Origin of the sequence: Pseudomonas sp. xss_4 (genome assembly GCF_043104125.1) — a bacterium.
Classification (GTDB): Bacteria; Pseudomonadota; Gammaproteobacteria; order Pseudomonadales; family Pseudomonadaceae; genus Aquipseudomonas; species Aquipseudomonas parafulva_B.
In genome coordinates, this window is record NZ_JBICKJ010000027.1 from 201,316 (window position 1) to 226,019 (window position 24,704).

The window sequence follows — 24,704 nt, forward strand, 5'->3', positions numbered from 1 at the left end:
TCACAACCTCAAAGCTGGGCCACGATCGCGCGGTAATCCGCCGACAGCGTGGCCTGAAGAATCTCATTGGGATAGTCGTCGGTGACCACGGCCTCGCCTAGCTGGCGCAGCAGCACCAAGCGCAGACGGCCGTCCAGCACCTTCTTGTCGACCGCCATGTGTTCCATGAAATGCGCCGGGGTCATTTCCTGTGGGGGCACCACCGGCAAGCCTGCTTTCAGCAGCAAGCCAATGCCGCGGTCGCGTTCGGCCTGGGTGATCCAGCCCAGCCGCATGGACATCTCCAGCGCCATGGCCGTACCTGCTGCCACGGCTTCGCCATGCAGCCAGACGCCATAGCCCATATGGGTTTCGATGGCGTGGCCGAAGGTATGGCCAAGATTGAGCGTGGCCCGAACACCCGACTCGCGCTCGTCAGCCCCTACGACGGCTGCCTTGGCCGCGCACGAGCGACGGATGGCTTCGGTCAACGCTACTGGGTCAAGACTGCGCAGCGCCGGCATATTTTCTTCGAGCCAGGCCATGAAAGGCTTGTCACAGATCAAGCCGTATTTGATGACTTCGGCCAACCCGGCAGACAGCTCACGCGCTGGCAACGTCCCGAGCGTCGTGGTGTCGATCACCACGGCGTTTGGCTGGTAGAAGGCGCCGACCATGTTCTTGCCCAGCGGGTGATTGATGCCGGTCTTGCCGCCGACCGACGAATCCACCTGCGACAGCAGGGTGGTGGGCACCTGGATGAAATCCACACCGCGCTGGTAGCACGCTGCGGCAAAACCGGCCATGTCGCCGATCACGCCGCCACCGAGCGCCACGACAGTGGTGCGCCGATCGTGGCGGGCCGTCAGCAGGCCATCGAAGATCAGCTGCAACGTTTCCCAGTTCTTGTGGGCCTCACCGTCAGGCAGTACCACCGGCAGTACGCTGTAAGCCCCCAGGGTCTTGCTCAGACGTTCCAGATAGAGCGGCGCCACAGTTTCATTGGAAACGATGGCAACCTGACGGCCCGCGATATGCGGCGTCAGCCACTCAGGCTGGTCAAGCAGGCCTTCGCCAATGTAGATCGGGTAGCTGCGCTCGCCCAGGTCGACCTTCAGTGTCTGCATGTATCCCCACAATGAGCTGGTGCACGGCGCCTTTGGCAGGCAAGCCACGCGGTATCGTTGAACCTCGCCTTGGCGCAGGAGGCCGAGAATAGTCCCGGGCTAACGGGGCGGCAACTGCTGCAGGCGCTCGAGAATGTCGATCACTACCATCCGCGGTGGCCGCTCGTCGGTTTGCACCACCAGATCGGCAATTTCACGGTAAAGCGGGTCTCGGGTTTCGAGCAAGGCGCGCAGGGTCGCCTCCGGGTTGGCGGTACGCAGCAATGGCCGGTTGCGATCCCGAGCGGTGCGGCCAACCTGCTGCTCGACCGAGGCATGCAGGTAGATCACCCGGCCGCCCTGGTGCAGCACGCGGCGATTGGCCTCGCGCATGACAGCCCCGCCGCCGGTGGCAACGACCACGCCATCGAGGCCGCATAACTCGGCGATCATGGCCTGCTCGCGGTCACGGAAACCCGGCTCGCCTTCCTTGTCGAAGATCCACGGGATGTTGGCACCGCACCTCAGTTCGATTTCCTTGTCGGAATCCCTGAATGGCAGGCGCAGCTCTTTGGCCAATAGGCGCCCGATGGTGCTTTTACCAGCACCCATGGGCCCCACAAGTATCAAATTTCGCACAGAATCAACGACTCACAGCAATCGTCTGGTCACTCATGATACGCGGAGTCAGGAAGACCAGCAGCTCGGATTTTTTCTCTTGTAGTACATCGCGTCGAAACAGCCGTCCAACATACGGCAGATCGCCAAGAAATGGCACCTTGTCCACCACATTGTTTTGCGTGGTCGAGTAGACGCCTCCGATCACGATCGTCTGTCCGTTCTCGACCCTGACCTTGGCATTGACCTCGTTCTTGCGAATGGGCGGGACGTCATTCAGGGCATTGACATAGTCAGGTTCGTCCTTGGTCACTCTCACGGTCATGACGACACTGTCATCGGGCGTGATCTGCGGCGTTACTTCCAGTGAAAGCGAAGCCTCGCGAAACGACACAGTCGTCGCGCCGTTCTTGTTGGACTGCTGGTAAGGCACCTCGGTACCTTTGAGTATCCGCGCCGTCTCCTTGTCAGCGGTCACTACCTTGGGCTGCGAGATGATCTCCCCCTCACCGCTCTTTTCCATGGCGCTGAGCTCAAGATCAAGGAGCACGTCGCCGCGCAACAGACCAACGCCAAGGCTGCTGCCGCCCCGCTCGACGCCCAGGTCTACAAACAGGTCCTTGCCCGGTCTTAGTTCGTTGCTGTACAGGTCGCCGCCCCATCGCACCCCCAGGCCTTTCTGGTAGTCGACATTGGCCTCCACGATACGGGCTTCGATCGCGACCTGACGCACGGGCACATCCAACTGGGCGATCAGTTGCCGAATCTCGGCAAGTCGATTCGCCGGCTGGTGGACAACCAGCGTGTTGGTACGCTCATCCACACCCAGGCTGCCCCTGCCGGCAAGGATGCCGTCCTCAGACAGGCTCGCCAACAACAGCTCGGACAAATCTGCGGCCTTGGCATAGTGGATACGCATCAGTTCTCGACGCATGGGCTGTTGTTGCACGTCGAGTGAATTTGCGGTGCCCTCGAACGACTGCGCGTTCAGGGTCGAAAGCGGTGCGATCAGCAGTACATTGCCTTCCTGGCGTCGACCCAGGCCCTTGCTGCGCAATACCAGGTCGATCGCTTGATCCCAGGGGACATCTTCCAGCCGCAAGGTGACGCTCCCTTGGACGTCGTCGCTGGCGACCAGGTTGATACCGGCATGGTCGGCAAGCACCTGCAGCACGGCGCGTACCTCGACATCCTGAAAATTCAGTGACAGCCGTTCACCCTGGTAGGGGGCGGCCATTGCCGTCAACGGCAACAGCAGGGTTGCGAGTAGCCATTTCCATGTCTTGCTCATCCAGGATCAGGGCCTCCTTGCCCGCAGGTGTTGCCATAGAGATAAACGCAACGCGCTCGTGCCATGCACCGTCCATGAACCAGTGTTCGCGAATTTCCACCTGACCCGGATCGATATGCGCAACGACCCCTTGATCGCGCCCGACCCGGTCACCCAGGCTTACCCGATGAACCCTACCGGCTGCCATCAACAGCGCTTCGTGAGCCTGCGCCCGCGACAGACTGCCAACCATGCGCACCTGCGACAGCGGCACGCTTGCCAGCCCGCGATCAGGCAGTTGGTCCTGCTGCGGCCTGAATGGGTCGACGTGCGGTGCCGCCACGGGCATGCGTGCCGGCAGCTGGGCCAATGCCTGTGCCGGCAGCGTTGGGACGGTTGCCTGGAAGGCATCGACCTGCAGCCGCAGTTGCACCATGCCAGGCTGCCCGGTGACAGGTTCCAGGCTCATGTCGCCAGTGCGCAGCAGCCGAGCCTGGCCAAGCCACTCGAACAACCATTGCCGCACGCCGGCATACTCGCCTTTGACCCGCAGTTCCAGCGGCACCTGTTGGTAATCACCGTGGGTTTGCGCCTCTTGCACCCGCAGCAGCTCGATGAGCAAGCCGTGGGCGCGGCCCAACGCCGCGATGTGATCCACCAGGTCGCTCATGTCCTGGCCGGCGGCCATGCTCCACAGGGCCACCTGCAGGCGTTGCTCGGCCTCAGCCACCGCGGCGCGCAGACTGTCGAGCCCCGCGCGCTCTGCATTCAAGGCCGATTGCCGCTCATCCAGCGCCTGGGCCCTGGCCTGCTCCCGGTCCATTTGCTGCAGTGCCGCGGGCAGGCGTATTGCGCAGCCCAAGATGAACAGGCAACAGGCAAGCAGCACCGGCGCCAGGCTCTTGGCCCGCGCGGACTGCCCGAACGCCGCCGCTCGCTCAAAGACCGTCTGCAGTTTCATGACCAGGACGCAGCGACGCGTGCCGTCAGCAGGAACTGATCGGCACGGGGCAGGCTTTTGATCTGCTTAAGTTGCAGGTCGATCAACATGCCCGAGCGATCCAGGTCCCGCATGAATTGGGCGATCACGGCGCCAGAGGGAGCCAGGCCCGTTATCTGCAAGTGTCTGTCTTCAAATTGCAGGCCCAACAACTGCACAGTGGTTGGCAGGGCGCGCTCAAGGTCCGTGAACAACCCCTCCAGAATGCGCTGCTCAGCGCGCAGCGTCTCAAACCGGGAAAGCTGGCTCGACGACGTGGCGTGCTGGTCCTGCAGCTGTGCCCTAGACGCTGCCGGCTCACCCAGGGCCGTCAATTCAGCCGCTCGCTGCTTGTTATCGGCCGCCTGCAAGTGGGCCCGTTGACGCGCCAACTGATCGACCGTCGTCACGGCGCACAGGGCCGCCAATGCGCTTGCCAATAGCTGGTTGCGAAAGCGCCGAATGGCCGCTTGCCGCTGCCGCTCGCGCCAAGGAAGCAGGTTGAACCGGATCATGCCCGCAACCCTCCTGCCGCCAGCGTGCTGGCAAGCAGCATGGGGCCGCCGAGACATTCGAGCCCGCCGGGTGCAGGTAACGGCCGGCAATGTACGTTGAGCCTTTCGCTCATCGCTTGCAGGTGCCGATGGGTCATGCAGTCGCCGCTTGACACCCACAGGTCGGCCGGCAGGCCCTGCGACACGAGCGCCGCAGCAACCTGCTCTGACAACTCACCCGACCGCATGGGTTCAGTCGCCGTCCACTCCCATCGCTGGCAGACGCCCTTGGGTTGCCAGCGATGCAGCACGATGTTTTGCCGATCAATCCGCAACAAGGCTGCCTGATCCGAAAATGCAGACGGTAACAGGCGGGTAAGGGCGACCGTGTCGACCTCCACGGCCTCGAGTTGTAGCCCCGCTTGCGTCACCATCGATTGCACCAGTGCCAGCGTGCTTTGCCGGCAAGCCGCCACCATCACGTCGATACTGTTGGGCTCATCAAGGCTGGGGCCCAGTACATGAAAATCCATGGCCAGGTCATCCAGTGCAAAAGGCAGTAGCCGCTCGGCTTCGGCGAGCAATTGCGCTTCGATCTGTTCCTCACAAGCCTGAAGCGGCAGGCAGGTCGGCTTGCAGATCACCTGGTCGGCTGGCAGCGCCATGGCCACTCGATGCTGGCGTAGACCGTGACGTTCGAAGGCGCGCCGCAGCGCAGCTGCGGCATGTGCTGGCTGGGCCATCCAGGTGGTGGCCGCTGGCTGTCGGTAGGATTCCTGTGTCTGGCACAGCACCTCAAAGCCCCGCTTGCGTTTGCGCAACTGAACCACCCGCACCGCATTCTCGACGATTTCAATCCCTGTAAATGAACCGGCATCCCTGCTAAAGCGTCCAAGCATCGCGGCCTCCCTGCGCTCGATACCCCCTGGGGCGTTCCCTGAATCCGGCCGCCGCCAGACGACGAGCAGCCCGGGCGGTAACCCCGGCGTGGCGAAAAATGCTTATAATGCCCGGCGTTTTCCGGCCCGCCGGGCCTGCGTGCAATCCATTCACAACCTGGACACCGAAAAGCCTTGATACGTCTGCTTAAGTTCTTCTGGTGGTCTTCCGTCGCAGCCATCTGCGCGCTCGTACTCGGTGTGAGCGGTGCGTTTCTGTATCTTAGCCCCAACCTGCCTTCGGTCGATTCGCTCAGAAGCATCCAGTTGCAGATCCCCCTCAAGGTGTTCAGCAGCGACGGTAAGCTGATCGCCGAATTTGGCGAAATGCGCCGTTCCCCGATCCGCTTCTCGGAGATTCCGCCACAGTTCATTCAGGCACTTCTGTCCGCCGAGGACGACAATTTCCTCAACCACTATGGCGTCGACCCCAGCAGCCTGATGCGCGCGGCCACACAGCTGGTCAAGACCGGCCATATCCAGACCGGTGGCAGCACTATCACCATGCAGGTGGCGAAGAACTTCTTCCTGACCAGCGAACGCAGTTTCTCGCGCAAGACCAACGAGATTCTGCTGGCACTGCAGATCGAGCGCGAGCTGACCAAGGACGAAATTCTCGAGCTGTACGTGAACAAGATCTACCTGGGCAACCGCGCGTACGGCATCGATGCCGCCGCCCAGGTTTACTACGGCAAGTCGATCCGTGACGTGAGCCTGGCGCAGATGGCGATGATCGCGGGCCTGCCCAAGGCGCCGTCACGCTTCAACCCGCTGGCCAACCCGGTCCGCGCCAAGGAGCGCCGTGACTGGATCCTGGGCCGCATGTACAAGCTCGGCAAGATCGACGAGGCAAGCTACCAGGCCGCCCTGGCCGAACCGCTGAACGCCCGCTATCACGTGCCCACGCCGGAGGTGAATGCGCCCTTCGTCGCCGAAATGGCCCGCGCCGAGATGGTCGGCCGCTACGGCAGCGACGCCTACACCGAAGGCTTGCGCGTGACCACCACCGTGCCGAGCGACACCCAGGAAATCGCCAACAAGGCGGTGCTCAAGGGGTTGACCGACTACGATCAGCGCCATGGCTACCGCGGCCCCGAGGCCCGATTCCCTGGGCGCACCGTGGCGGCCTGGACCCACGAACTGGCCAGGCAGCGCACACTGGGTGGACTGGAACCGGCCATCGTTACCCACGTCGAGAAGACCGGCCTTCAGGTGCTGACCCGCAACGGCAAGGAACAGACCGTGGCCTGGGACACCATGAAGTGGGCACGTCCGTTCATCAACACCAATGCCCAGGGCCGTGCGCCTCAGTCGCCGGCAGACGTTGCCCAAGTGGGCGACCTGGTGCGCCTGCAACGCCTGGATGACGGGTCATTGAAATTCAGCCAGGTGCCTAGTGCACAGAGCGCACTCGTCACCCTGGACCCGACCAGCGGCGCCATCCGTGCACTGGTCGGCGGCTTCTCGTTCGAGCAGAGCAACTATAACCGTGCCATGCAGGCCAAGCGCCAGCCTGGTTCGAGTTTCAAGCCCTTCATCTACAGCGCAGCGCTCGACAGCGGCTACACCGCTTCCAGCCTGGTCAACGACGCGCCGATCGTGTTCGTCGACGAGTCGGTGGACAAGGTCTGGCGCCCCAAGAACGACACCAATACGTTCCTCGGCCCGATTCGCATGCGCGAAGCCCTGTACAAGTCACGTAACCTGGTTTCGATCCGGCTGCTGCAGGCCATGGGCATCGACCGCACCATCGACTACATCGCCAAGTTCGGTTTCAACAAGCAGGACCTGCCCCGTAACCTATCGCTGGCACTGGGTACCGCCACCCTGACGCCGATGGAAATCGCCACCGGCTGGAGTACGTTCGCCAATGGCGGCTATAAAATCTCGCCCTACCTCATCGACCGTATCGAGAGCCGCAATGGCGAGACGCTGTTCACGGCCAACCCGCCACGCGTTCCCCAGGGTTCGGAAGACAACGCCGGGCTGGCCGCTCCCGAGCAGCCCATCAGCACTGGGCAGGTTCCTGGTGAGCCCGCCGGCTCGTTCGATCAGACACCCGCACCCCAAGCCCCGGCAGTGGCCGAGCGCATTATCGACGGCCGTACCACCTACATCCTCACCAGCATGCTGCAGGACGTCATCAAACGCGGTACGGGCCGCCGAGCGCTGGCACTGGGACGCACCGACCTGGCAGGCAAGACCGGTACCACCAACGAATCCAAGGATGCCTGGTTCTCTGGCTACAACGCCGACTACGTGACCACGGTATGGGTTGGTTTCGATCAGCCCGAAACCCTGGGTCGTCGGGAATACGGTGGCACTGCCGCACTGCCGATCTGGATGGGCTTCATGGGCCCTGCCTTGCAAGGCCGGCCGGAGCACCCGCCTGCGCAGCCTGAAGGCATCCTGAGCCTGCGGGTCGATCCGGTCAGTGGCCGTGCTGCCTCGGCAAGTACGCCCAATGCCTATTTCGAGCTGTTCAAGGCGGAGGACTCTCCACCCTCGGTGGATGAACTGGGTAACGGGACTGCACCGGGTAGCCCGCTTCCAGCCGATGAAACAACGCCCATGGATCTCTTCTGATATCCAACCGGCACCCTGACAGGGCTGCAACGCGGCCCTGGCATTACGGCGCGATGCCGGCGATTTTCCGCGAACCCTTCGTTTGTCCAGCCATGAAAAAAACCGGCAGTCATGGCTTGATGCTGTCTTGATATCGTTGGGGCCGCTTCGCGGCCCTACGTAAACAGCATCAGGCCATGACAGCCGGGTTAGTCAGTGCAGAACAACGATCAGCCGTTGAACACGTCGTCAACGTTCTTGAGCGGGTAATGCTTCGGATACGGCAGCGTAGCGACGCCCGACTCGATGGCAGCCTTGGCCACGGCGTCGGAGACGACAGTGATCAGGCGTGCATCCAGCGGCTTGGGAATGATGTACTCACGGCCGAATTCCAGGCCTTCCACACCGTAGGCTTCGCACACTTCCTTGGGAACCGGCTGCTTGGCCAGGTCTTTCAGGGCGATGGCAGCGGCGATCTTCATTTCTTCGTTAATACGCTTGGCTCGAACGTCCAGCGCGCCGCGGAAGATGAACGGGAAGCCCAGTACGTTGTTGACCTGGTTCGGATAGTCGGAACGACCAGTGGCCATGATCACGTCGTCGCGCGTGGCATGGGCCAACTCAGGGGCGATCTCGGGATCGGGGTTTGAGCAGGCGAACACGATCGGGTTGGCGGCCATCGACTTCAGGCCTTCAGCGCTCAACAGGTTCGGACCGGACAGGCCCACGAACACGTCAGCACCCTCGAGGGCATCGGCCAGGGTACGTTTGTCGGTCGCGTGCGCGAACTGCGCCTTGTACTGGTTCAGGTCGTCACGGCCAGCGTGGATAACGCCGCTGCGGTCGATCATGAAGATGTTCTCGACCTTGGCACCCATGCTGACCAGCAGCTTCATGCAGGAAATGGCCGCTGCACCAGCGCCCAGGCAGACGATCTTGGCGTCTTCGAGGGTCTTGCCGGCGATTTCCAAGGCGTTGATCATGCCGGCGGCCGTAACGATGGCGGTGCCGTGCTGGTCATCGTGGAAGACCGGAATGTCGCACTGCTCGATCAGGGTGCGTTCGATCTCGAAGCACTCTGGCGCCTTGATGTCTTCAAGGTTGATGCCACCGAAGGTGATCGAAATGCGGCGTACGGTATCGATGAACGCCTGCGGGCTCTCGGACTCGACTTCGATGTCGAACACGTCGATACCGGCGAAACGCTTGAACAGAACACCCTTGCCTTCCATGACAGGCTTGGACGCCAGCGGACCCAGATCGCCAAGACCGAGAATGGCAGTACCATCGGAAATCACGGCAACCAGGTTGCCTTTGCCGGTGTACTTGTAGGCCAGCTCCGGATCACGACCGATCTCGCGCACAGGCTCTGCCACACCTGGGCTGTAAGCCAAGGCGAGGTCACGGGCGGTGGCGGTGGGCTTGGAGAGCTCGACGCTCAGTTTCCCTGGACGAGGGTGAGCGTGATATTCGAGAGCGGCGGTTTTCAGGTCTGACATGTTGGGCATTCCGCTATTGGCTGTTCTGACGGACCGCCGAGGATACGCAAAGAGTCCAGCCGTCACAAGACTGGCCGGTCACTCGTGTCAAGGCCTCTAGCCTAAGACTTTATGCTACAACCCACGGGGCATGCAGGCTTCAGTGTGTACAATCTGCTGTAGAAATGTCTACATCTTTTATCTCTGCACACGGTCGAGCATGCTGACGTCTGTGAGGGTCAGCTGCCAGCGTCGCTGACCCGACGTGTAGGAAGCCTTACGTGATGCACTGCGAATCCAACCCCTGGCCTCGACCTTTTGCCCCTTGAGGTTATCGAAGAAACCTGTGGGGAATGCACGGCGCAGACGAGCGGGTATATGAAGCGTCACGGCGCTGTCGAGGGTCACTCGAATGCCCGCGCGGCTCCGTTCGATGGCGGTGACGCGGCCTGACACCAGCGCAAAACCTGGCTTGCGCACTGCATGGGCGGGCACCACCGGTGAGCGCTTCCACACACCGACAGCCGCCTGACGCGCAACTGACTCGGCACTTTGCTGGCAGCGGCTGAGCTCAGTATTGGGTGCGAAGGCGATGCGGTATGCAAGGCCTTCGCTGAGCAGCTGCGCCTCAAAGTTACGCCCCTCACGGCTGTACAGGTGGGCCAGCGTGCGACCGTACCGGTCTTTGGCTTCCTTACCGCGTACCAAGCCAACGCGCCCGTCACTGGCCTTGATCAATGCTTGCAAGCGTTTTCGGGCAGCCTGGGCAAAAGGCTCATCCGCTTGCCCCTTGCGGCCGATTTCGGGGGCATTGATCCCGATCAGACGCACACTGCGGCCATCGACCAAGCGCACGGTGTCGCCATCGACCACATGCCGTACGGCGACCCATTGCGCACGTGCCGGGGGCGGGCAGAAAGCCAGCGCCTGGGATGCCCAGCAAACGAGCATAAAAAAAGCGCCCACAAGGGGCGCTTTTCTCTGCAACGCTGCGAAACCCGAAGGGTTCGCCACGCACATCAGCCTTTCTTGGCACCGAACATGCCGAAGCGATCGGCGAACTTCTGTACGCGGCCGCCGGTGTCCAGGACTTTCTGCTTACCGGTGTAGAAAGGGTGGCACAGGTTGCATACGTCGATCGACAGGGTATCGCCCAGGGTCGAACGGGTTTCGAATTTGTTGCCGCAGCTGCAGGTGACAGCAACTGCTTCGTAGTTCGGATGGATATCAGCTTTCATGGTCACTTCCTCGAGCTGCGTGCCGCCACCCAACACCAATTGTTGAATACCGCACGTAATTAGGCGGCAAATAATACCAGAGCATGGCGCCAGCGCAAGTTGTCGCTTGTACCGACCGTCGTCTGCTAGGCTCGCCAGTTCTGAAACGCCCCCCGAGACCTTTAGCGTGCCCGACGTCATCCTGCGCCTTGCCCTGCCCTCCCCGCTGCGCCGCCTGTTCGACTACAAGGCGCCGGTCGGCATGGCGAACCAGACATGGATGCCTGGCATGCGCCTGCGCGTGCCGTTCGGGCGGCGCGAGATGATCGGTGTCCTGGTAGAAGTGTGTGCCGAAAGCGAGGTGCCGGCTGACAAACTCAAGCCAGCAAGCGCCCTGCTCGACCCGGTATCGCCCATTCCAGCCTCGCTGTTCAAGCTGTGCCTGTGGACCGCCCAGTACTACCAGCACAGCTTGGGTGACACCTTGAGCTGGGCGCTTCCTACCCTGCTGCGTCAGGGTGAACCTGCCGAGATGCGCCAGGAACGTTTCTGGCACGCAGCGCCGGGCGCTCGCCTTGAAGACCCGCGCATCGCGCGTGCACCTCGCCAACGCGATGCGCTCAAGACCCTGGCTCAGCACCCGCATGGGGTGGCCCACAGCGTGCTGTCGAAGCTCAACCTCAACAAGGACAGCCTTGACCTGCTGTTGGCCAAAGAGCTGGTGTGCGTAGAAATACGCCGTCAGCGCCCGGCCGAACGGCGTGAGCATTGGCTGGCGCAGTCGGAATTGCCCCTGAACGAAGAACAGCGTGATGCCTTCGATGCCGTGCTCGGCGGTTTCGGGCAGTTCGGCGCTTTTCTGCTGGCGGGCGTCACAGGAAGCGGCAAGACCGAGGTTTACCTGCAACTGATTCGTGAAACGCTCGAAGCAGGCAAGCAAGCCCTGGTATTGATCCCGGAGATCAACCTGGGGCCGCAGACACTGGCGCGTTTCGAGCAGCGCTTCAACGCCCGCATTGCCCTCGTGCACTCGAACGTCAGCGACCGTGAGCGCCTCGATGCCTGGCTGGCGGCGCGTGACGGCGAGGCAGACATCATCATCGGCACACGCTCGGCCTTGTTCACGCCCATGAAGAACCCGGGCCTGATCATCATCGACGAGGAACACGACGGCTCTTATAAGCAGCAGGAGGGCCTGCGCTACCACGCCAGGGATCTGGCGCTGGTGCGCGCGCATCAGGAGAACGTGCCGATCGTGCTTGGCTCGGCCACGCCCTCCCTGGAAACCCTGCACAACGCCGTGAGCGGCCGCTACCGCCTGCTGCACATGACCCAGCGCGCAGGCGGTGCGCGTGCACCACGCATGTTGCGCCTGGACGTGAAAAGCCTGCCGCTGGACAGCGGCATCAGCGGCCCCCTGCAGCAGGCCATTGGCCAGACCCTAGAGGCGGGACAACAGGTACTGGTGTTCCTCAATCGCCGTGGCTTCGCGCCTACCCTGCTATGCCACGACTGCGGCTGGCTGTCCGAATGCCCGCGGTGCGATGCGCGCATGACGGTTCACCAGCGCTCCGGCGTGCTGCGCTGCCACCACTGCGGCTACGACGAGCGGTTGCCGCATCACTGCCCACAATGCAAGCACGTGGACCTGCGCCCTGTCGGGGCCGGCACCGAGCGCGCCGAAGAGCGCCTGAAGGTGTTGTTCCCGGATTATCCCGTGCTGCGCGTGGACCGCGACAGCACCTCGCGCAAGGACGCGATGCACCAACTGTTCACAACCATTCAACGCGGCCAGCCAAGCCTGTTGGTCGGCACGCAGATGCTCGCCAAAGGGCATCACTTCCCCCGGGTAACGCTGGTTGCCATTCTCGATGCCGATGGCGGTCTGTTTTCCGGGGACTTCCGCGCCAGTGAACGCATGGCCCAATTGATCGTACAGGTCGCTGGCCGTGCAGGACGGGCGGAAGAGCCCGGCAAGGTCATCATCCAGACGCACTTGGCTGACCACCCTTTGCTGGTTCAACTGACCGAGCAGGGCTATTTTGCCTTCGCCAAACAGGCGCTCGACGAACGCCGCGCCGCCGGTTTGCCGCCCTTTTCGCACTTGGCCTTATTACGCGCCGAAGCGCACAAGCCAGGGCAGGCCGAGGCGTTTCTGGATGAAGCCTGCACAGCGGCCGAGCGCCTGATGGCGCAGCAGCGCCTGCCCGGCATCGAACTGCTTGGCCCGGTACCGGCGCCCATGGAGCGCCGAGCGGGGCGCTTTCGCGCACAACTGTTGCTGCAGGCCAGTACCCGCGCCCCTCTGCACCGCCTCATCAGCGCCTGGCTACTGGTGCTGGAGCAACTGCCAAGCGGGCGCCAGGTACGCTGGTCGGTGGACGTCGACCCGGTGGATCTTTACTGAAGGCATGTTTAAAGCGCCACGCCGCGCGCGGCGAGGCTGCATCAGGACCCAGCGAAGGCTTTCGAGTTGCCTCGTGGCTGGGCACGTGCCTGCCAAAGGTTGGCAACGCGCGCCCAGCCACGGATAATGCCCAGTTTTTCCACCAGCGCATCCAGGCGCCCGCCGCGCTTGCGGTCGAAAAGAGATTCCTATGAAAGACACCATTCGCCAGCTGATCCAGCAAGCCCTCACCCAACTCGTCAACGACGGTGTGTTGCCTGACGGGCTGTCGCCGGCGATCCAGGTGGAAAACGCCAGGGACAAGACCCACGGCGATTTCGCCAGCAACATTGCCATGATGCTGGCCAAGCCGGCCGGCATGAAGCCGCGTGACCTGGCCGAAAAACTGAGCCAGGCCCTGCCGGCCAGCGCCGACATCAGCAAGGTCGAGATCGCAGGTCCGGGCTTTCTGAACTTCTTCCAAAACACCGCTGCATTGGCCGCCCGCCTGGACGCAGCGCTTGACGATCCTCGGCTTGGCGCGCGCAAGGCTGGCCCTGCGCAGAAGGTGGTGGTCGACCTGTCGGCGCCGAACCTCGCCAAGGAAATGCACGTTGGTCACCTGCGCTCGACCATCATCGGCGACAGCGTGGCGCGGGTACTCGAGTTCCTGGGTGACCAGGTGATCCGCCAGAACCACGTAGGCGACTGGGGCACCCAGTTCGGCATGCTGCTGGCATACCTCGAAGAAAACCCCATCACCAGCGACGAACTCTCCGACCTGGAAAACTTCTACCGTGCGGCCAAGAAGCGCTTCGACGAATCCGAAGCCTTCGCCACGCGCGCGCGCGGGTTGGTGGTCAAGCTGCAGGCGGGTGACCCTGACTGCCTGGCCCTGTGGACACGGTTCAAGGACATCTCGCTGTCGCACTGCCAGAAGACCTACGAACTGCTCAACGTCAAGCTGACCATGGCCGACGTCATGGGCGAAAGCGCCTACAACGATGACCTGGCCAATGTCGTCGCCGAACTCAAGGCCAAGGGCCTGTTGGTCGAAGACCAAGGTGCCCAGTGCGTGTTCCTGGAGGAGTTCAAGAACAGCGAAGGCGAACCGCTGCCCGTGATCGTGCAGAAGGCCGATGGTGGCTACCTGTACGCGACCACTGACCTTGCCGCGGTGCGCTACCGCAGCAATGTGCTCAAGGCAGATCGCGCCCTCTATTTCGTCGACCAACGCCAGGCGCTGCACTTCAACCAGGTATTCGAAGTCGCTCGCCGCGCCGGCTTCCTCGGGCACCCGATGCAGATGGAGCACATGGGCTTTGGCACCATGAACGGCGCCGACGGCCGCCCGTTCAAGACCCGTGACGGCGGCACGGTCAAGTTGATCGACCTGCTCAACGAAGCCAAGGACCGTGCGTATGCGCTGGTGAAGGAAAAAAATCCAGGCCTGCCCGAAGACGACCTGCGTCGCATCGGTGAGGTGGTGGGTATCGGTGCGGTGAAATATGCCGACCTGTCCAAGCACCGTACCAGCGACTACAGCTTCAACTTCGAGTTGATGCTCAACTTCGAAGGCAATACGGCCCCCTACCTGCTGTACGCCTACACCCGTGTGGCCGGGGTGTTCCGCAAGCTGGGCAAGGGCTTTGACGAAGTCGAAGGCACTATCGTGCTGCAAGCGCCTCACGAGCAGGACCTGGCCGCGCGCCTGGCCCAGTTCGGGGAAATTCTCAACAACGTAGCCGACAAGGGCACGCCTCACGTCTTGTGCAGCTACCTGTACGACCTGGCAGGCCTGTTCTCCAGCTTCTACGAAAATTGCCCGATCCTGGCTGCCGAGACGCCCGAGCAGCAACAAAGCCGCCTACGTCTGGCAGCGCTGACCGGGCGCACCCTCAAGCAAGGTCTGCAACTGCTCGGCCTGGAAACTCTGGAGCGCATGTAAGGTGGCTGCCAAGAAGAAACCTGCCCCCAAACGTGGCGCCAGTCGTCAGACGGCGCCCGCCAAGCAGCCCATGCCCGGCTGGGTATGGCTGGCAGTCGGCCTGACCATCGGTGCGTTCATCGTGTTTCTGATGAAGCTCGAACCCGGTGGCGGCGATATCAAACGCACCAAGCCCGAACAGCAGAAAACCGAAAAGACGGTCGAAGCCGGGAAGTCGACCCAGGCCACCCCGCAACAGCCGGTAAAGCCCAAGTACGACTTCTACACCTTGCTGCCGGAGTCGGAAGTCATCGTGCCGCCTGAGGCAGTGCCCGAGAAGACGCCACCTGTGCCAGCCCAGCCGGTCACCCCAGTGACCCCGGCAGAGGCCGCCAAGATCGACACCGCACGCGCCCAAGCTGCATTGTTGGGCCAGACACCACCGCCTGCCCCTCCGGTGATCAAGCCGGCGGCAACCACGCAGTTCTTCCTCCAGGCAGGCTCGTTCCGCAAGCAGGCCGATGCCGACAAGGTGCGCGCGCAGATCATACTGCTGGGGCAGAGCGTGAAAGTGGAGTCCGGCACGGTGAAGGACGAAACCTGGTACCGGGTGCTGGTCGGGCCGTTCAGCAACCGCGAGCAGTTGACCGTCGCCCAGAAGCAATTGGCCGGCGCGGGCTTCAGTAACCTGCTGCTGCAACAGCGTCAGACCCGCCAATAGCAGTCAGTGCCCACAGGCTGGCGCGGCCTGGCCAGGCCGCGCCAGCGTTTCTAACGGTCAGCGCTGGCCGGCATTGCGCTCGGACACCTGCCCGTTCAACGTCCAGAAGTCATACAGAACGCCCACCAGGAACAACCCGCCCGTGCAGAAGTAGATGATGGCGGTGATCCACTTGCCTTGATAAAGGCGGTGCAGGCCGAAGATGCCCAGGAACGTCAGCAGTATCCAGGCGATGTTGTAGTCGATTCGGCCAGAGTGGAAACGCAGGTCGGCTTCGCGGTCCATGGCCGGGATCAGGAACAGGTCGATGAGCCAGCCAATGCCCAGCAGCCCGAAGGTGAAGAACCAGATCGTCCCGGTGATGGGCTTGCCGTAATAGAAACGGTGCGAGCCGGTAAAGCCGAAAATCCACAGCAAGTAGCCGATCACCTTGCTGTGGGTGTCGTGGAAGGGCGCGCCCTGTTGATAAGTGTTCATGCATGGCCCTCGTGGGTTGCTGATTAAATTTTCTAAAAAAAGTTGTGACTTTTTCCGCCAAGGCCGACGGATGGTAAGCAAGAATCGACCAGCGGATCAAAATTTGATCAAAAAGCTGTTATAAAGTTGCGCGCCCAACACACAACTATTCATAAGAGCTTCATCTATGCCGCCTTTGATCAAGACATGGCTGACCCTCTGCCTACTATTGCCCCTGGCCGCCCACGCCACCAACCGTGAGCAACGTCTTCCCAACGGCTTTACCGGTTACACCACCAACGCCTCGGTAAAGCGCACGCCCATCAAGCAGACCACCCTGCACGCCCGCCCTGGCAACGCTGCCAGTAAGTCGCGTGGCAAGACGGTGGCGGCTGCTTCGAGCAAGCAAAGCAGCGCCGTGCTCGATCGTGCCGTGAACATGCTCGGCACCCCTTATGTTTGGGGCGGTACCAGCCCGAAAAAAGGGTTCGATTGCAGCGGCCTGGTTCGCTACGCCTTCAACGACGTGGCTGAGGTCAACCTGCCTCGCACTTCCAGCGCCATGGCCAGCGGTCACGGCATCAAGGTTGCCAAGGGCGATCTCAAGCCGGGCGACCTGATCTTCTTCAACATCAAGAGCCGCCGCGTCAACCATGTTGCCATCTACCTGGGCAATGACCGCTTCATTCATGCGCCGCGTCGCGGCAAGCGGGTGAGCATCGATAACTTGAGCAAGCCCTATTGGCAGAAACACTACGTGGTCGCCAAACGCGTACTGCCCAAGGAAAAGCAACAGCTTAGCCTGGCCAAGCGTTAACCCTGCCTCATAGCAACCCCGTGGAGGGCCGCTCCGCTGCCAACCCTAGGTGGTGGGTAGCGGCCCTGGTTGCATCACTCGGCGAGCAGCCCGCGCGCTCGAAGTTGCCTCATGGCCCCGTCCAAGGTTTGCATACCCTCTGCCGCGCCGGTCTGCATCGCCGAATGGAGCTGGGCCATGCGCCCTTCGCGGATCAGATTGCGGACAGCATCCGTCACCACCAGCACTTCTCGCGCCGCGACCCTCCCACCGCCCCGGCGGCCAACCAGCACTTGCGCCACTACCACTCGCAGCGAGTCTGCCAGCATCGCGCGCACCCATGCCTTTTCCTGCGCAGGGAATACCTCTACTACCCGGTCGATGCTGTTCACCGCTGAGCGTGTATGAACGGTTGCCAGTACCAGATGACCCGTTTCGGCGGCACGCAGTGCAAGACGAATGGTTTCCAGGTCTCTCAACTCGCCCAGCACGATCACGTCGGGGTCCTGACGCAACGCACTGCGCAGGCCTTGGGCAAAGCTGCAGCAATCTCGGCCGACCTCACGCTGGTTGACCACGCCCTGATGGCTGGCATGGACGACCTCGATCGGATCCTCGAGGGTGACGATGTGCAGCGCGCGCTCGCGGCTCATCTGATCGAGCAGGGCTGCCAACGTGCTCGTCTTGCCACTGCCCGTCGGCCCACCTATGAGCACCAGACCGTCACGGTATTGGCCAATGGTTTGGGCAATCTCGCCCAGGCCAAGCGCTTCGGCGCAGGCGAGCCGCGCGGGGATCAAGCGGAACGTGAGCGCAGGGCCGTTCATCTGCCTGAACAGGTTCACGCGAAACCGCCCAAGTGCGGGCAGCTCCAGTGCCAGGTCCAGGTCGTGACCGGCGACCCACTGTCGATACGGGTCGGCGTCGAGCAACGTTTCCATGCTTCGCATCAATCCATCCGGCGTTGCCATCGGCACGGGCAGGCGTTGCAGCACGCCATGCACGCGCACCGTCGGCGCCTGGCCTGCAGCCAGGTGCAGGTCGCTGGCACCTGCCTTCAAGGCAAGCGCCAGCAGGTCTGTCACATCCATGAGACTCCCCATCTGCCTTCAACCAGGTAAAATGCGGCGAAACTTCAGCTGCCGGCCTCGATCTATGTCCACCCTAGCAGACAACCTTTCCTCGATTCGCGACCGCATCAACCGGGGTGCCCAGGCTGCCGGGCGTAATCCCGCCGACGTCCGGTTGCTGGCCGTCAGCAAAACCAAGCCGGCCGCCGCCATACGCGAACTCCACGCCGCAGGCGTGCAGGATTTCGGGGAAAACTACCTACAAGAGGCGCTGACTAAACAACAGCAACTCATCGACCTGCCTCTGACCTGGCACTTCATTGGCCCTATTCAGTCGAACAAGACCAAGGCCATTGCCGAGCATTTCGACTGGGTGCATTCCGTGGACCGCCTGAAAATCGCCCAACGCCTTTCAGAACAGCGCCCAGTTGGCCTGGCGCCGCTCAACATCTGCCTTCAGGTGAACGTCAGCGGTGAGGCCAGCAAGGCCGGTTGCGCACCCGCGCAACTGCCCGCACTGGTGGAGGCCGTGGCTGCCCTACCCAACCTGCGTTTGCGTGGGCTGATGGCAATCCCCGAACCTACCGATGATCGTAACGCCCAGGAAGCAGCGTTCGCCCAGCTGCGCCAGTTACAGGACGCGCTCGGGCTGGGCCTGGACACCCTGTCCATGGGCATGAGCCATGACCTGGAAGCGGCAATTGCTCAAGGCGCGACCTGGGTCCGTATCGGCACCGCCTTGTTTGGTGCCCGCGACTACGGCAACGCTTGATGACATGCTTAACTCACTTTTCCTAACAAGGACCTGACATGAGCAAGACACGTATTGCCTTTATCGGCGCCGGCAACATGGCCGCAAGCCTGATCGGTGGTCTGCGTGCCCAGGGCGTGGAGGCGACGCACATTCGCGCCAGCGACCCCGGTGCCGAAACCCGTACTCGCCTCCAGGCCGAACAGGGCATCGAAACCTTCGAGCACAATGCACAGGCCATCGAAGGCGCCGATGTGATCGTGCTGGCGGTCAAGCCGCAGGTGATGAAGACCGTGTGCCAGGCCTTGCGCGATGACCTGAAGGAAGGCCAGCTGATCGTGTCCATCGCTGCGGGCATCACCTGCGCCAGCCTGCAGAGCTGGGTGGGCAGCCACCCGATAGTGCGCTGCATGCCCAACACGCCGTCGCTGCTGCGCCAGGGCGTCAGTGGCCTGTACGCCACAGCCGAAGTCACGGCCGAGCAACGCCAGCAGGCCGAGCAACTGTTGTCGGCGGTAGGGACGGCGCTCTGGCTCGAACAGGAGCAGCAACTGGATGCAGTGACCGCCGTCTCCGGTAGCGGCCCTGCGTATTTCTTCCTGCTGATCGAGGCCATGACTGCGGCGGGCGAGAAGCTCGGCCTGCCTCGGGAGACCGCCACCGAGCTGACCTTGCACACGGCGTTGGGCGCCGCCCGCATGGCGGTTGCCAGCGATGTGGACGCCGCCGAATTGCGCCGCCGCGTGACATCACCTGCCGGCACCACCGAAGCCGCTATCAAATCGTTCCAGGCCAGTGGTTTCGAGGCCATCGTGGAGCAGGCGCTGCACGCTGCAGCCACACGCTCTGCTGAGCTGGCCGAGCAACTGGGCAAATAAGGAGTTTCAAATGAATGCACTGTCCGGCGCCGCGATTTTCGTGGTGCAAACACTGGTCAGCCTGTACTTGGTGATCGTCCTGTTGCGCTTTGTGCTGCAACTGGTCAAGGCCAACTTCTACAACCCGCTCAGCCAGTTCACGGTACGCGCGACCCAGCCGCTGCTCAAGCCGATCCGCCGGATCGTACCCAGCATCGCCGGGCTGGATACTTCATCGCTACTGCTGGCCGTGCTCATCCAAGCCCTGCTGATGGGGTTCGTGCTGATGGTGACCTACGGCACCTTCGGTGATGTGCTGCACCTGCTGTTATGGGCCATTATCGGCATCACCTCGCTGTTCCTGAAAATCTTCTGGGTGGCAATGATCGTCATGGTGATCGTTTCCTGGGTAGCGCCGAACAGTCACAACCCGGCGGCCGAGCTTGCGTATCAGATCAGCGAGCCGGTGCTGGCGCCGTTCCGCCGTATCGTGCCAAACCTGGGGGGCATGGATATTTCGCCGATCTTCGCGTTCCTGGCCATTCAGGTCATCCAGTCGTTCGTCATGCCACCACTGGCTGCCTACGCTGGCATGCCGCAGGAGCTGTGGCGGATGATCTGACCCGGCAGCACCCTGGCGACAAGCCTGCGCTTGCCGCTGGGGGTGGTGCTCTTTAGACTTACGCCTCCGTCAAGCGTGAGCAGGGTCGATGTCCACTGTCTTTCCAGAAGATTCCGTCGGTCTGGTCGTACCCCAGACCGCCCGGTTCGACGAGCCGCTGGCTCTGGCCTGCGGCCGTTCGCTGAGCAGCTACGAGCTGGTCTACGAAACCTATGGCACGCTGAACGCCAGCGCGAGCAATGCAGTACTGATCTGCCATGCCCTGTCTGGGCACCACCATGCCGCGGGCTACCACGCTGCCACTGACCGCAAGCCGGGTTGGTGGGACAGCTGCATCGGCCCAGGCAAGCCCATCGACACCAACCGCTTCTTCGTGGTCAGCCTGAACAACCTGGGCGGCTGCAATGGCAGCACCGGGCCAAGCAGCATCAACCCGGCCACTGGCAAGGCCTATGGCGCCGACTTCCCAATCCTGACCGTCGAAGACTGGGTTCACAGCCAGGTCCGCCTGGCAGAGCGCCTGGGCATCGCGCAGTGGGCCGCCGTGGTGGGTGGCAGCCTGGGCGGCATGCAAGCGCTGCAATGGACCATCAGCTATCCCGAGCGCGTGCGCCACTGTATCGATATCGCCTCGGCGCCCAAGCTGTCCGCGCAGAACATCGCGTTCAACGAGGTGGCGCGCCAGGCCATTCTCACCGACCCCGAGTTCCATGGCGGCTCGTTCCAGGATCAGGGCGTGATTCCCAAGCGGGGCTTGATGCTGGCACGCATGGTCGGGCATATCACCTACCTGTCGGATGACTCGATGGGTGAGAAATTCGGTCGCGAGCTCAAGAGTGACAAGCTCAACTACGACTTCCACAGTGTGGAATTTCAGGTTGAAAGCTACCTGCGCTACCAGGGCGAAGAATTCTCCGGGCGCTTTGATGCCAACACGTACCTGCTGATGACCAAAGCACTGGACTACTTCGACCCGGCGGCGGCGCACAATGGCGATCTGGCCGCGACCCTGGCCCATGTCAAGGCCAACTACTGCATCATGTCGTTCACTACCGACTGGCGCTTCTCGCCGGCCCGCTCGCGGGAAATCGTCGATGCCCTGATGGCGGCGCGCAAGAACGTCTGCTACCTGGAAATCGACTCGCCCTACGGCCACGATGCCTTCCTGATTCCCACGCCTCGCTACATGCAGGGTTTCTCGAACTACATGAACCGCATTACCCTCTGAGGACAGCATGAGAGCCGATCTGGAAATCATCCACGACTGGATTCCCGCCGGCAGCCGGGTACTGGACCTGGGCTGTGGTACCGGCGAGCTGCTGGCTTCGCTGCGCGACCGCAAGCAGGTCACCGGCTACGGCCTCGAAATCGACGGGGACAATATCGCCGCCTGCGTGGCCAAGGGCGTGAACGTCATCGAGCAGGACCTGGACAAAGGCCTGGGCAATTTCGCCAGCGACAGTTTCGATGTGGTGATCATGACCCAGGCCTTGCAGGCGGTGGAGTACCCCGACCGCATCCTGGACGAAATGCTGCGCGTCGGTCGCCAGTGCATCATCACCTTCCCCAACTTCGGTCACTGGCGCTGCCGGTGGTACCTGGCGACCAAAGGCCGCATGCCCGTCTCGGACTTCATGCCGTACACCTGGTACAACACCCCTAACATCCACTTCTGCACCTTCGCCGACTTCGAAGAGCTGGTCCACGAGCGCAAGGCCAAGGTGCTGGACCGGCTGGCGGTGGATCATATGCACCGCAACGGTCTGGGCGGCCGGCTGTGGCCTAACCTTCTGGGCGAAATCGGTATCTACCGCGTCAGCAGCCCCGGCCCGCAGGCACATCAACTCGCGGTCTGACCCAGGAGAATCTGCACCATGCGTCGCCTTGCCCTGCTTTTGATCAGCCTGTGTCTGGCAATGCCAGCACTGGCAGCCGATACTGCACGCGCTGCTCGCAAAGAGGTATTTGGCGATATCACGGTGCACTACGGCGCGTTTACCTCAAGCATGCTCACCCCGCAGGTCGCAGCGGCCACAGGCCTGGTCCGCAGCCGTCACCAGGGCGTGCTCAGCCTCACCGTACTCAGAGCCGGCAAACCTATCACGGCCGTGGTCAGCGGCGCGGTCAAGGACCTGACCGGGCGCAAGCAGCCCCTGGCCTTCAAGCAGGTCACCGACCACGGCACCGCGTCTTACGTCGCCCAATTCAAGATCGAACACCCTGAGACCGTCGTCTTCGAGCTAGGTGTCCAAGCCGGTGGTGTCAGTCACTCCTTCAGCTTCAACCAGGACGTTTTCCCAGGCGAATGATGAATTTCCAGCAACTCGTATTGGCCAGCCATAACGCCGGCAAACTCAAGGAACTGCAGGCGATGCTCGGTCAATCCGTGCAATTGCGATCGATTGGCGAATTCAGCCAGGTCGAGCCGGAAGAAACCGGCCTCTCGTTCGTCGAGAACGCCATCTTGAAAGCCCGCAATGCCGCGCGCATTTCCGGGCTGCCCGCCTTGGCGGACGATTCCGGTCTGGCCGTGGATTACCTGGGAGGTGCACCTGGCATCTACTCAGCGCGTTATGCCGACGGCCAAGGCGATGCCGCCAACAACGCCAAGTTGCTCGACGCGCTGAAGCACGTACCCGAGGCCGAGCGCGGTGCGCAGTTCGTCTGTGTATTGGCGCTGGTGCGTCATGCCGATGATCCGTTGCCAATCCTGTGCGAAGGCCTGTGGCATGGTCGCATCCTGCTCAAGGCAAGCGGCGAACACGGGTTTGGCTACGACCCACTGTTCTGGGTGCCAGAACGTGATTGCTCAAGCGCCGACCTGACCCCGGCTGACAAGAACCAGATCAGCCACCGTGCCCGCGCCATGGCGCTGCTGCGTCAACGTCTGGGCCTGGCATGACCCTGACGTCGTCGCTCATCCAGGCACCGGGCATCAGCCAGCTGCCGCCGTTGGCGTTGTACATCCATATTCCGTGGTGCGTGCGCAAATGCCCCTACTGCGACTTCAACTCCCATGCCGCGGGGCCTGAGCTGCCCGAAGCGGCCTACGTTGCGGCGCTGCTGACCGACCTGGACCAGGAACTGGCCGCAGTCCAGGGCCGCGTCATCACCTCGATCTTCTTCGGTGGTGGCACACCAAGCCTGTTCAGTGCCGATGCCCTAAGCCGGTTGCTGCGCGGCGTCGAGCAACGCATCCCATTCGCTTCGGACATTGAGATCACCCTGGAAGCCAACCCGGGAACGTTCGAACAGGACAAGTTCAAGGCCTATCGCCAGACCGGCATCAACCGCCTGTCCATTGGCGTGCAGAGTTTCCAACCCGCCAAGCTGCAAGCGCTGGGCCGCATCCACAACGGCGAGGAGGCGATCCGCGCTGCTGGCATGGCAAGGGCCGCAGGCTTCGACAACTTCAACATGGACCTGATGCATGGCTTGCCCGACCAATCGATGGACGACGCCCTGGGCGATCTGCGTCAGGCAATCGAGCTCGGGCCCACGCACCTGTCCTGGTATCAACTGACGGTAGAGCCCAACACCGTATTCTGGAACCAGCCGCCCGAGCTGCCCGAGGACGATATCCTCTGGGACATCCAGGAAGCCGGCCAGGGCCTGATGGCGGCCAATGGGTTCGGCCAGTACGAGGTGTCTGCCTACGCTCAGCCCGAGCGCGCTGCCCGCCACAACCTCAACTACTGGCGCTTCGGAGACTTCATCGGCATTGGTGCCGGGGCCCATGGCAAGCTCACCTATGCGGACGGCCGTATCATACGCACCTGGAAAACCCGGCTGCCCAAGGACTACCTGAACCTGGCCAAACCGTTCAAGGCCGGCGAAAAACAGTTGCCCGAGGACGAGCTGCCCTTCGAGTTCCTGATGAACGCGCTGCGCCTGACCCAGGGTGTGGAAGCGCAGCTGTTCACCGACCGCACCGGGTTGCCGCTCGCACGGCTCGCCCAAGCCCGTCGCCTGGCAGAACAAAGGGGGCTTTTGCAGGTCGAACCGGATCGACTGGTGGCAACGCCCAGGGGCCAACTGTTCCTCAATGACTTGCTGCAGTATTTCTTGACCTAAGGATGACCCATGGATCTGGTACTCGACCTGCTCGCGACGATTTCCCGCTGGAGCCGCAGCAACTTGTCGGAGATTTCTCTGGCGTTGGTAGGCTGTCTGCTGGTGCTGTTCGGGACGGACATCAAGGCCTGGGCCGAGCAGCGCCTGGGCGGGCTGACAGGGGCCCTGCGGGTGCCGCTGATGGCATTGCTGGTGATGATCGGCAGCGGCGCGGCCTTGATCTACGCCACACCCTGGGTTTTGAAGGGGCTGAGCCAGTTCAACAACTACGCGTTGGCGCCTGTGCTGCTGGTGGTCCTGGCGCTGATCGGCGTGGTGGCGGACCGTCGCGGCTGAAGCTGTAGCAGTCCGGCCGCCTTTTACGTAACGCCCTGGCGTTAGCCCCCGTGGTTGTCGGCAC

Annotated in this window: 25 protein-coding genes; 14 read left to right on the forward strand and 11 right to left on the reverse strand. The window is 62.4% G+C overall.

The genetic code is table 11. From position 1 onward, the window contains the following. Positions 1 to 8: 8 nt before the first annotated feature. From aroB to pilM, 6 genes are all read right to left on the reverse strand, one after another. Complete coding sequence (gene aroB / locus ACF8GB_RS05865) at positions 9 to 1,106, reverse strand: 3-dehydroquinate synthase (protein ID WP_196127211.1); 1,098 nt, start codon at positions 1,104 to 1,106, stop codon at positions 9 to 11. A 99-nt stretch (positions 1,107 to 1,205) separates the two neighbouring features. Beyond that, positions 1,206 to 1,724: a shikimate kinase AroK gene (gene aroK / locus ACF8GB_RS05870; protein WP_196185527.1), complete on the reverse strand. Its 519-nt coding sequence runs from the start codon at positions 1,722 to 1,724 to the stop codon at positions 1,206 to 1,208. 4 nt (positions 1,725 to 1,728) lie between these two features. Further along, complete coding sequence (locus tag ACF8GB_RS05875; RefSeq protein ID WP_058638117.1) at positions 1,729 to 2,994, reverse strand: type IV pilus secretin PilQ; 1,266 nt, start codon at positions 2,992 to 2,994, stop codon at positions 1,729 to 1,731. Continuing rightward, a complete protein-coding gene (locus ACF8GB_RS05880) occupies positions 2,918 to 3,934 on the reverse strand; it encodes a pilus assembly protein PilP (RefSeq protein WP_145254050.1) in 1,017 nt (338 codons plus the stop codon). Before ACF8GB_RS05880 ends, ACF8GB_RS05875 begins: the two co-directional genes overlap by 77 nt. Then, positions 3,931 to 4,467 carry a PilN domain-containing protein gene (locus ACF8GB_RS05885; RefSeq protein WP_078479273.1) on the reverse strand — a complete coding sequence of 179 codons (537 nt, stop codon included), beginning with the start codon at positions 4,465 to 4,467 and terminating at the stop codon, positions 3,931 to 3,933. The genes ACF8GB_RS05880 and ACF8GB_RS05885 overlap by 4 nt, the downstream gene beginning before the upstream one ends. After that, entirely contained in the window at positions 4,464 to 5,345 is an 882-nt protein-coding gene (gene pilM / locus ACF8GB_RS05890) for a type IV pilus biogenesis protein PilM (protein ID WP_078479274.1), read from the reverse strand. Before pilM ends, ACF8GB_RS05885 begins: the two co-directional genes overlap by 4 nt. A 174-nt stretch (positions 5,346 to 5,519) precedes the next feature. Between pilM and ACF8GB_RS05895 the strand changes: the two genes are divergently transcribed. After that, positions 5,520 to 7,970 carry a penicillin-binding protein 1A gene (locus ACF8GB_RS05895; protein WP_196126251.1) on the forward strand — a complete coding sequence of 817 codons (2,451 nt, stop codon included), beginning with the start codon at positions 5,520 to 5,522 and terminating at the stop codon, positions 7,968 to 7,970. A 209-nt stretch (positions 7,971 to 8,179) separates the two neighbouring features. Here ACF8GB_RS05895 and ACF8GB_RS05900 read toward each other — a convergent pair whose 3' ends face one another. The 3 genes from ACF8GB_RS05900 to rpmE form a co-directional block, all read right to left on the reverse strand. After that, entirely contained in the window at positions 8,180 to 9,448 is a 1,269-nt protein-coding gene (locus tag ACF8GB_RS05900; protein ID WP_058638201.1) for a malic enzyme-like NAD(P)-binding protein, read from the reverse strand. A 177-nt stretch (positions 9,449 to 9,625) separates the two neighbouring features. Further along, positions 9,626 to 10,447, reverse strand: a complete 822-nt coding sequence (locus ACF8GB_RS05905) for a thermonuclease family protein (protein WP_182138591.1) — start codon at positions 10,445 to 10,447, stop codon at positions 9,626 to 9,628. Further along, positions 10,447 to 10,665 (reverse strand): 50S ribosomal protein L31, encoded by a 219-nt coding sequence (gene rpmE / locus ACF8GB_RS05910; RefSeq protein ID WP_023532368.1) that lies wholly within the window; start codon positions 10,663 to 10,665, stop codon positions 10,447 to 10,449. Before rpmE ends, ACF8GB_RS05905 begins: the two co-directional genes overlap by 1 nt. A gap of 166 nt (positions 10,666 to 10,831) precedes the next feature. Here rpmE and ACF8GB_RS05915 point away from each other — a divergent pair, with 166 nt between their 5' ends. The 3 genes from ACF8GB_RS05915 (at position 10,832) to ACF8GB_RS05925 (ending at position 15,678) form a co-directional block, all read left to right on the forward strand. Continuing rightward, a complete protein-coding gene (locus tag ACF8GB_RS05915; protein WP_058638123.1) occupies positions 10,832 to 13,051 on the forward strand; it encodes a primosomal protein N' in 2,220 nt (739 codons plus the stop codon). 190 nt (positions 13,052 to 13,241) lie between these two features. Beyond that, entirely contained in the window at positions 13,242 to 14,978 is a 1,737-nt protein-coding gene (gene argS, locus ACF8GB_RS05920) for an arginine--tRNA ligase (protein WP_392526701.1), read from the forward strand. A 1-nt stretch (position 14,979) separates the two neighbouring features. Then, entirely contained in the window at positions 14,980 to 15,678 is a 699-nt protein-coding gene (locus tag ACF8GB_RS05925; RefSeq protein WP_023532748.1) for an SPOR domain-containing protein, read from the forward strand. 57 nt (positions 15,679 to 15,735) lie between these two features. Here the strand turns inward: ACF8GB_RS05925 and ACF8GB_RS05930 are convergent, their stop codons facing one another. After that, entirely contained in the window at positions 15,736 to 16,155 is a 420-nt protein-coding gene (locus ACF8GB_RS05930; RefSeq protein ID WP_023532338.1) for a TM2 domain-containing protein, read from the reverse strand. A gap of 166 nt (positions 16,156 to 16,321) precedes the next feature. On the opposite strand from ACF8GB_RS05930, the gene ACF8GB_RS05935 reads away from it, so the two are divergent. Continuing rightward, positions 16,322 to 16,951: a C40 family peptidase gene (locus ACF8GB_RS05935; protein ID WP_145254059.1), complete on the forward strand. Its 630-nt coding sequence runs from the start codon at positions 16,322 to 16,324 to the stop codon at positions 16,949 to 16,951. Positions 16,952 to 17,025: 74 nt separating this feature from the next. Here ACF8GB_RS05935 and ACF8GB_RS05940 read toward each other — a convergent pair whose 3' ends face one another. Beyond that, a complete protein-coding gene (locus ACF8GB_RS05940; RefSeq protein ID WP_196126254.1) occupies positions 17,026 to 18,021 on the reverse strand; it encodes a type IV pilus twitching motility protein PilT in 996 nt (331 codons plus the stop codon). A gap of 64 nt (positions 18,022 to 18,085) precedes the next feature. Between ACF8GB_RS05940 and ACF8GB_RS05945 the strand changes: the two genes are divergently transcribed. The 9 genes from ACF8GB_RS05945 (at position 18,086) to ACF8GB_RS05985 (ending at position 24,640) form a co-directional block, all read left to right on the forward strand. Next, positions 18,086 to 18,772: a YggS family pyridoxal phosphate-dependent enzyme gene (locus ACF8GB_RS05945; RefSeq protein WP_182138586.1), complete on the forward strand. Its 687-nt coding sequence runs from the start codon at positions 18,086 to 18,088 to the stop codon at positions 18,770 to 18,772. Between the two features lie 38 nt (positions 18,773 to 18,810). Then, positions 18,811 to 19,629 (forward strand): pyrroline-5-carboxylate reductase, encoded by an 819-nt coding sequence (proC, locus tag ACF8GB_RS05950; protein ID WP_058638127.1) that lies wholly within the window; start codon positions 18,811 to 18,813, stop codon positions 19,627 to 19,629. Between the two features lie 10 nt (positions 19,630 to 19,639). Continuing rightward, positions 19,640 to 20,230, forward strand: a complete 591-nt coding sequence (locus ACF8GB_RS05955; RefSeq protein ID WP_058602904.1) for a YggT family protein — start codon at positions 19,640 to 19,642, stop codon at positions 20,228 to 20,230. An 88-nt stretch (positions 20,231 to 20,318) separates the two neighbouring features. Beyond that, complete coding sequence (locus ACF8GB_RS05960) at positions 20,319 to 21,458, forward strand: homoserine O-acetyltransferase (RefSeq protein ID WP_058602903.1); 1,140 nt, start codon at positions 20,319 to 20,321, stop codon at positions 21,456 to 21,458. Between the two features lie 7 nt (positions 21,459 to 21,465). Continuing rightward, positions 21,466 to 22,086, forward strand: a complete 621-nt coding sequence (gene metW, locus ACF8GB_RS05965; RefSeq protein WP_058638129.1) for a methionine biosynthesis protein MetW — start codon at positions 21,466 to 21,468, stop codon at positions 22,084 to 22,086. Positions 22,087 to 22,104: 18 nt separating this feature from the next. Further along, on the forward strand, positions 22,105 to 22,539 hold the full coding sequence (locus ACF8GB_RS05970; RefSeq protein ID WP_078479279.1) for a DUF4426 domain-containing protein: 435 nt from the start codon (positions 22,105 to 22,107) through the stop codon (positions 22,537 to 22,539). After that, a complete protein-coding gene (gene rdgB / locus ACF8GB_RS05975) occupies positions 22,536 to 23,132 on the forward strand; it encodes an RdgB/HAM1 family non-canonical purine NTP pyrophosphatase (protein WP_058602900.1) in 597 nt (198 codons plus the stop codon). Before ACF8GB_RS05970 ends, rdgB begins: the two co-directional genes overlap by 4 nt. Then, positions 23,129 to 24,304 (forward strand): radical SAM family heme chaperone HemW, encoded by a 1,176-nt coding sequence (hemW, locus tag ACF8GB_RS05980; RefSeq protein ID WP_392526702.1) that lies wholly within the window; start codon positions 23,129 to 23,131, stop codon positions 24,302 to 24,304. The genes rdgB and hemW overlap by 4 nt, the downstream gene beginning before the upstream one ends. A 9-nt stretch (positions 24,305 to 24,313) precedes the next feature. Beyond that, a complete protein-coding gene (locus tag ACF8GB_RS05985; RefSeq protein ID WP_023532330.1) occupies positions 24,314 to 24,640 on the forward strand; it encodes a DUF3392 domain-containing protein in 327 nt (108 codons plus the stop codon). Positions 24,641 to 24,704 lie beyond the last annotated feature (64 nt).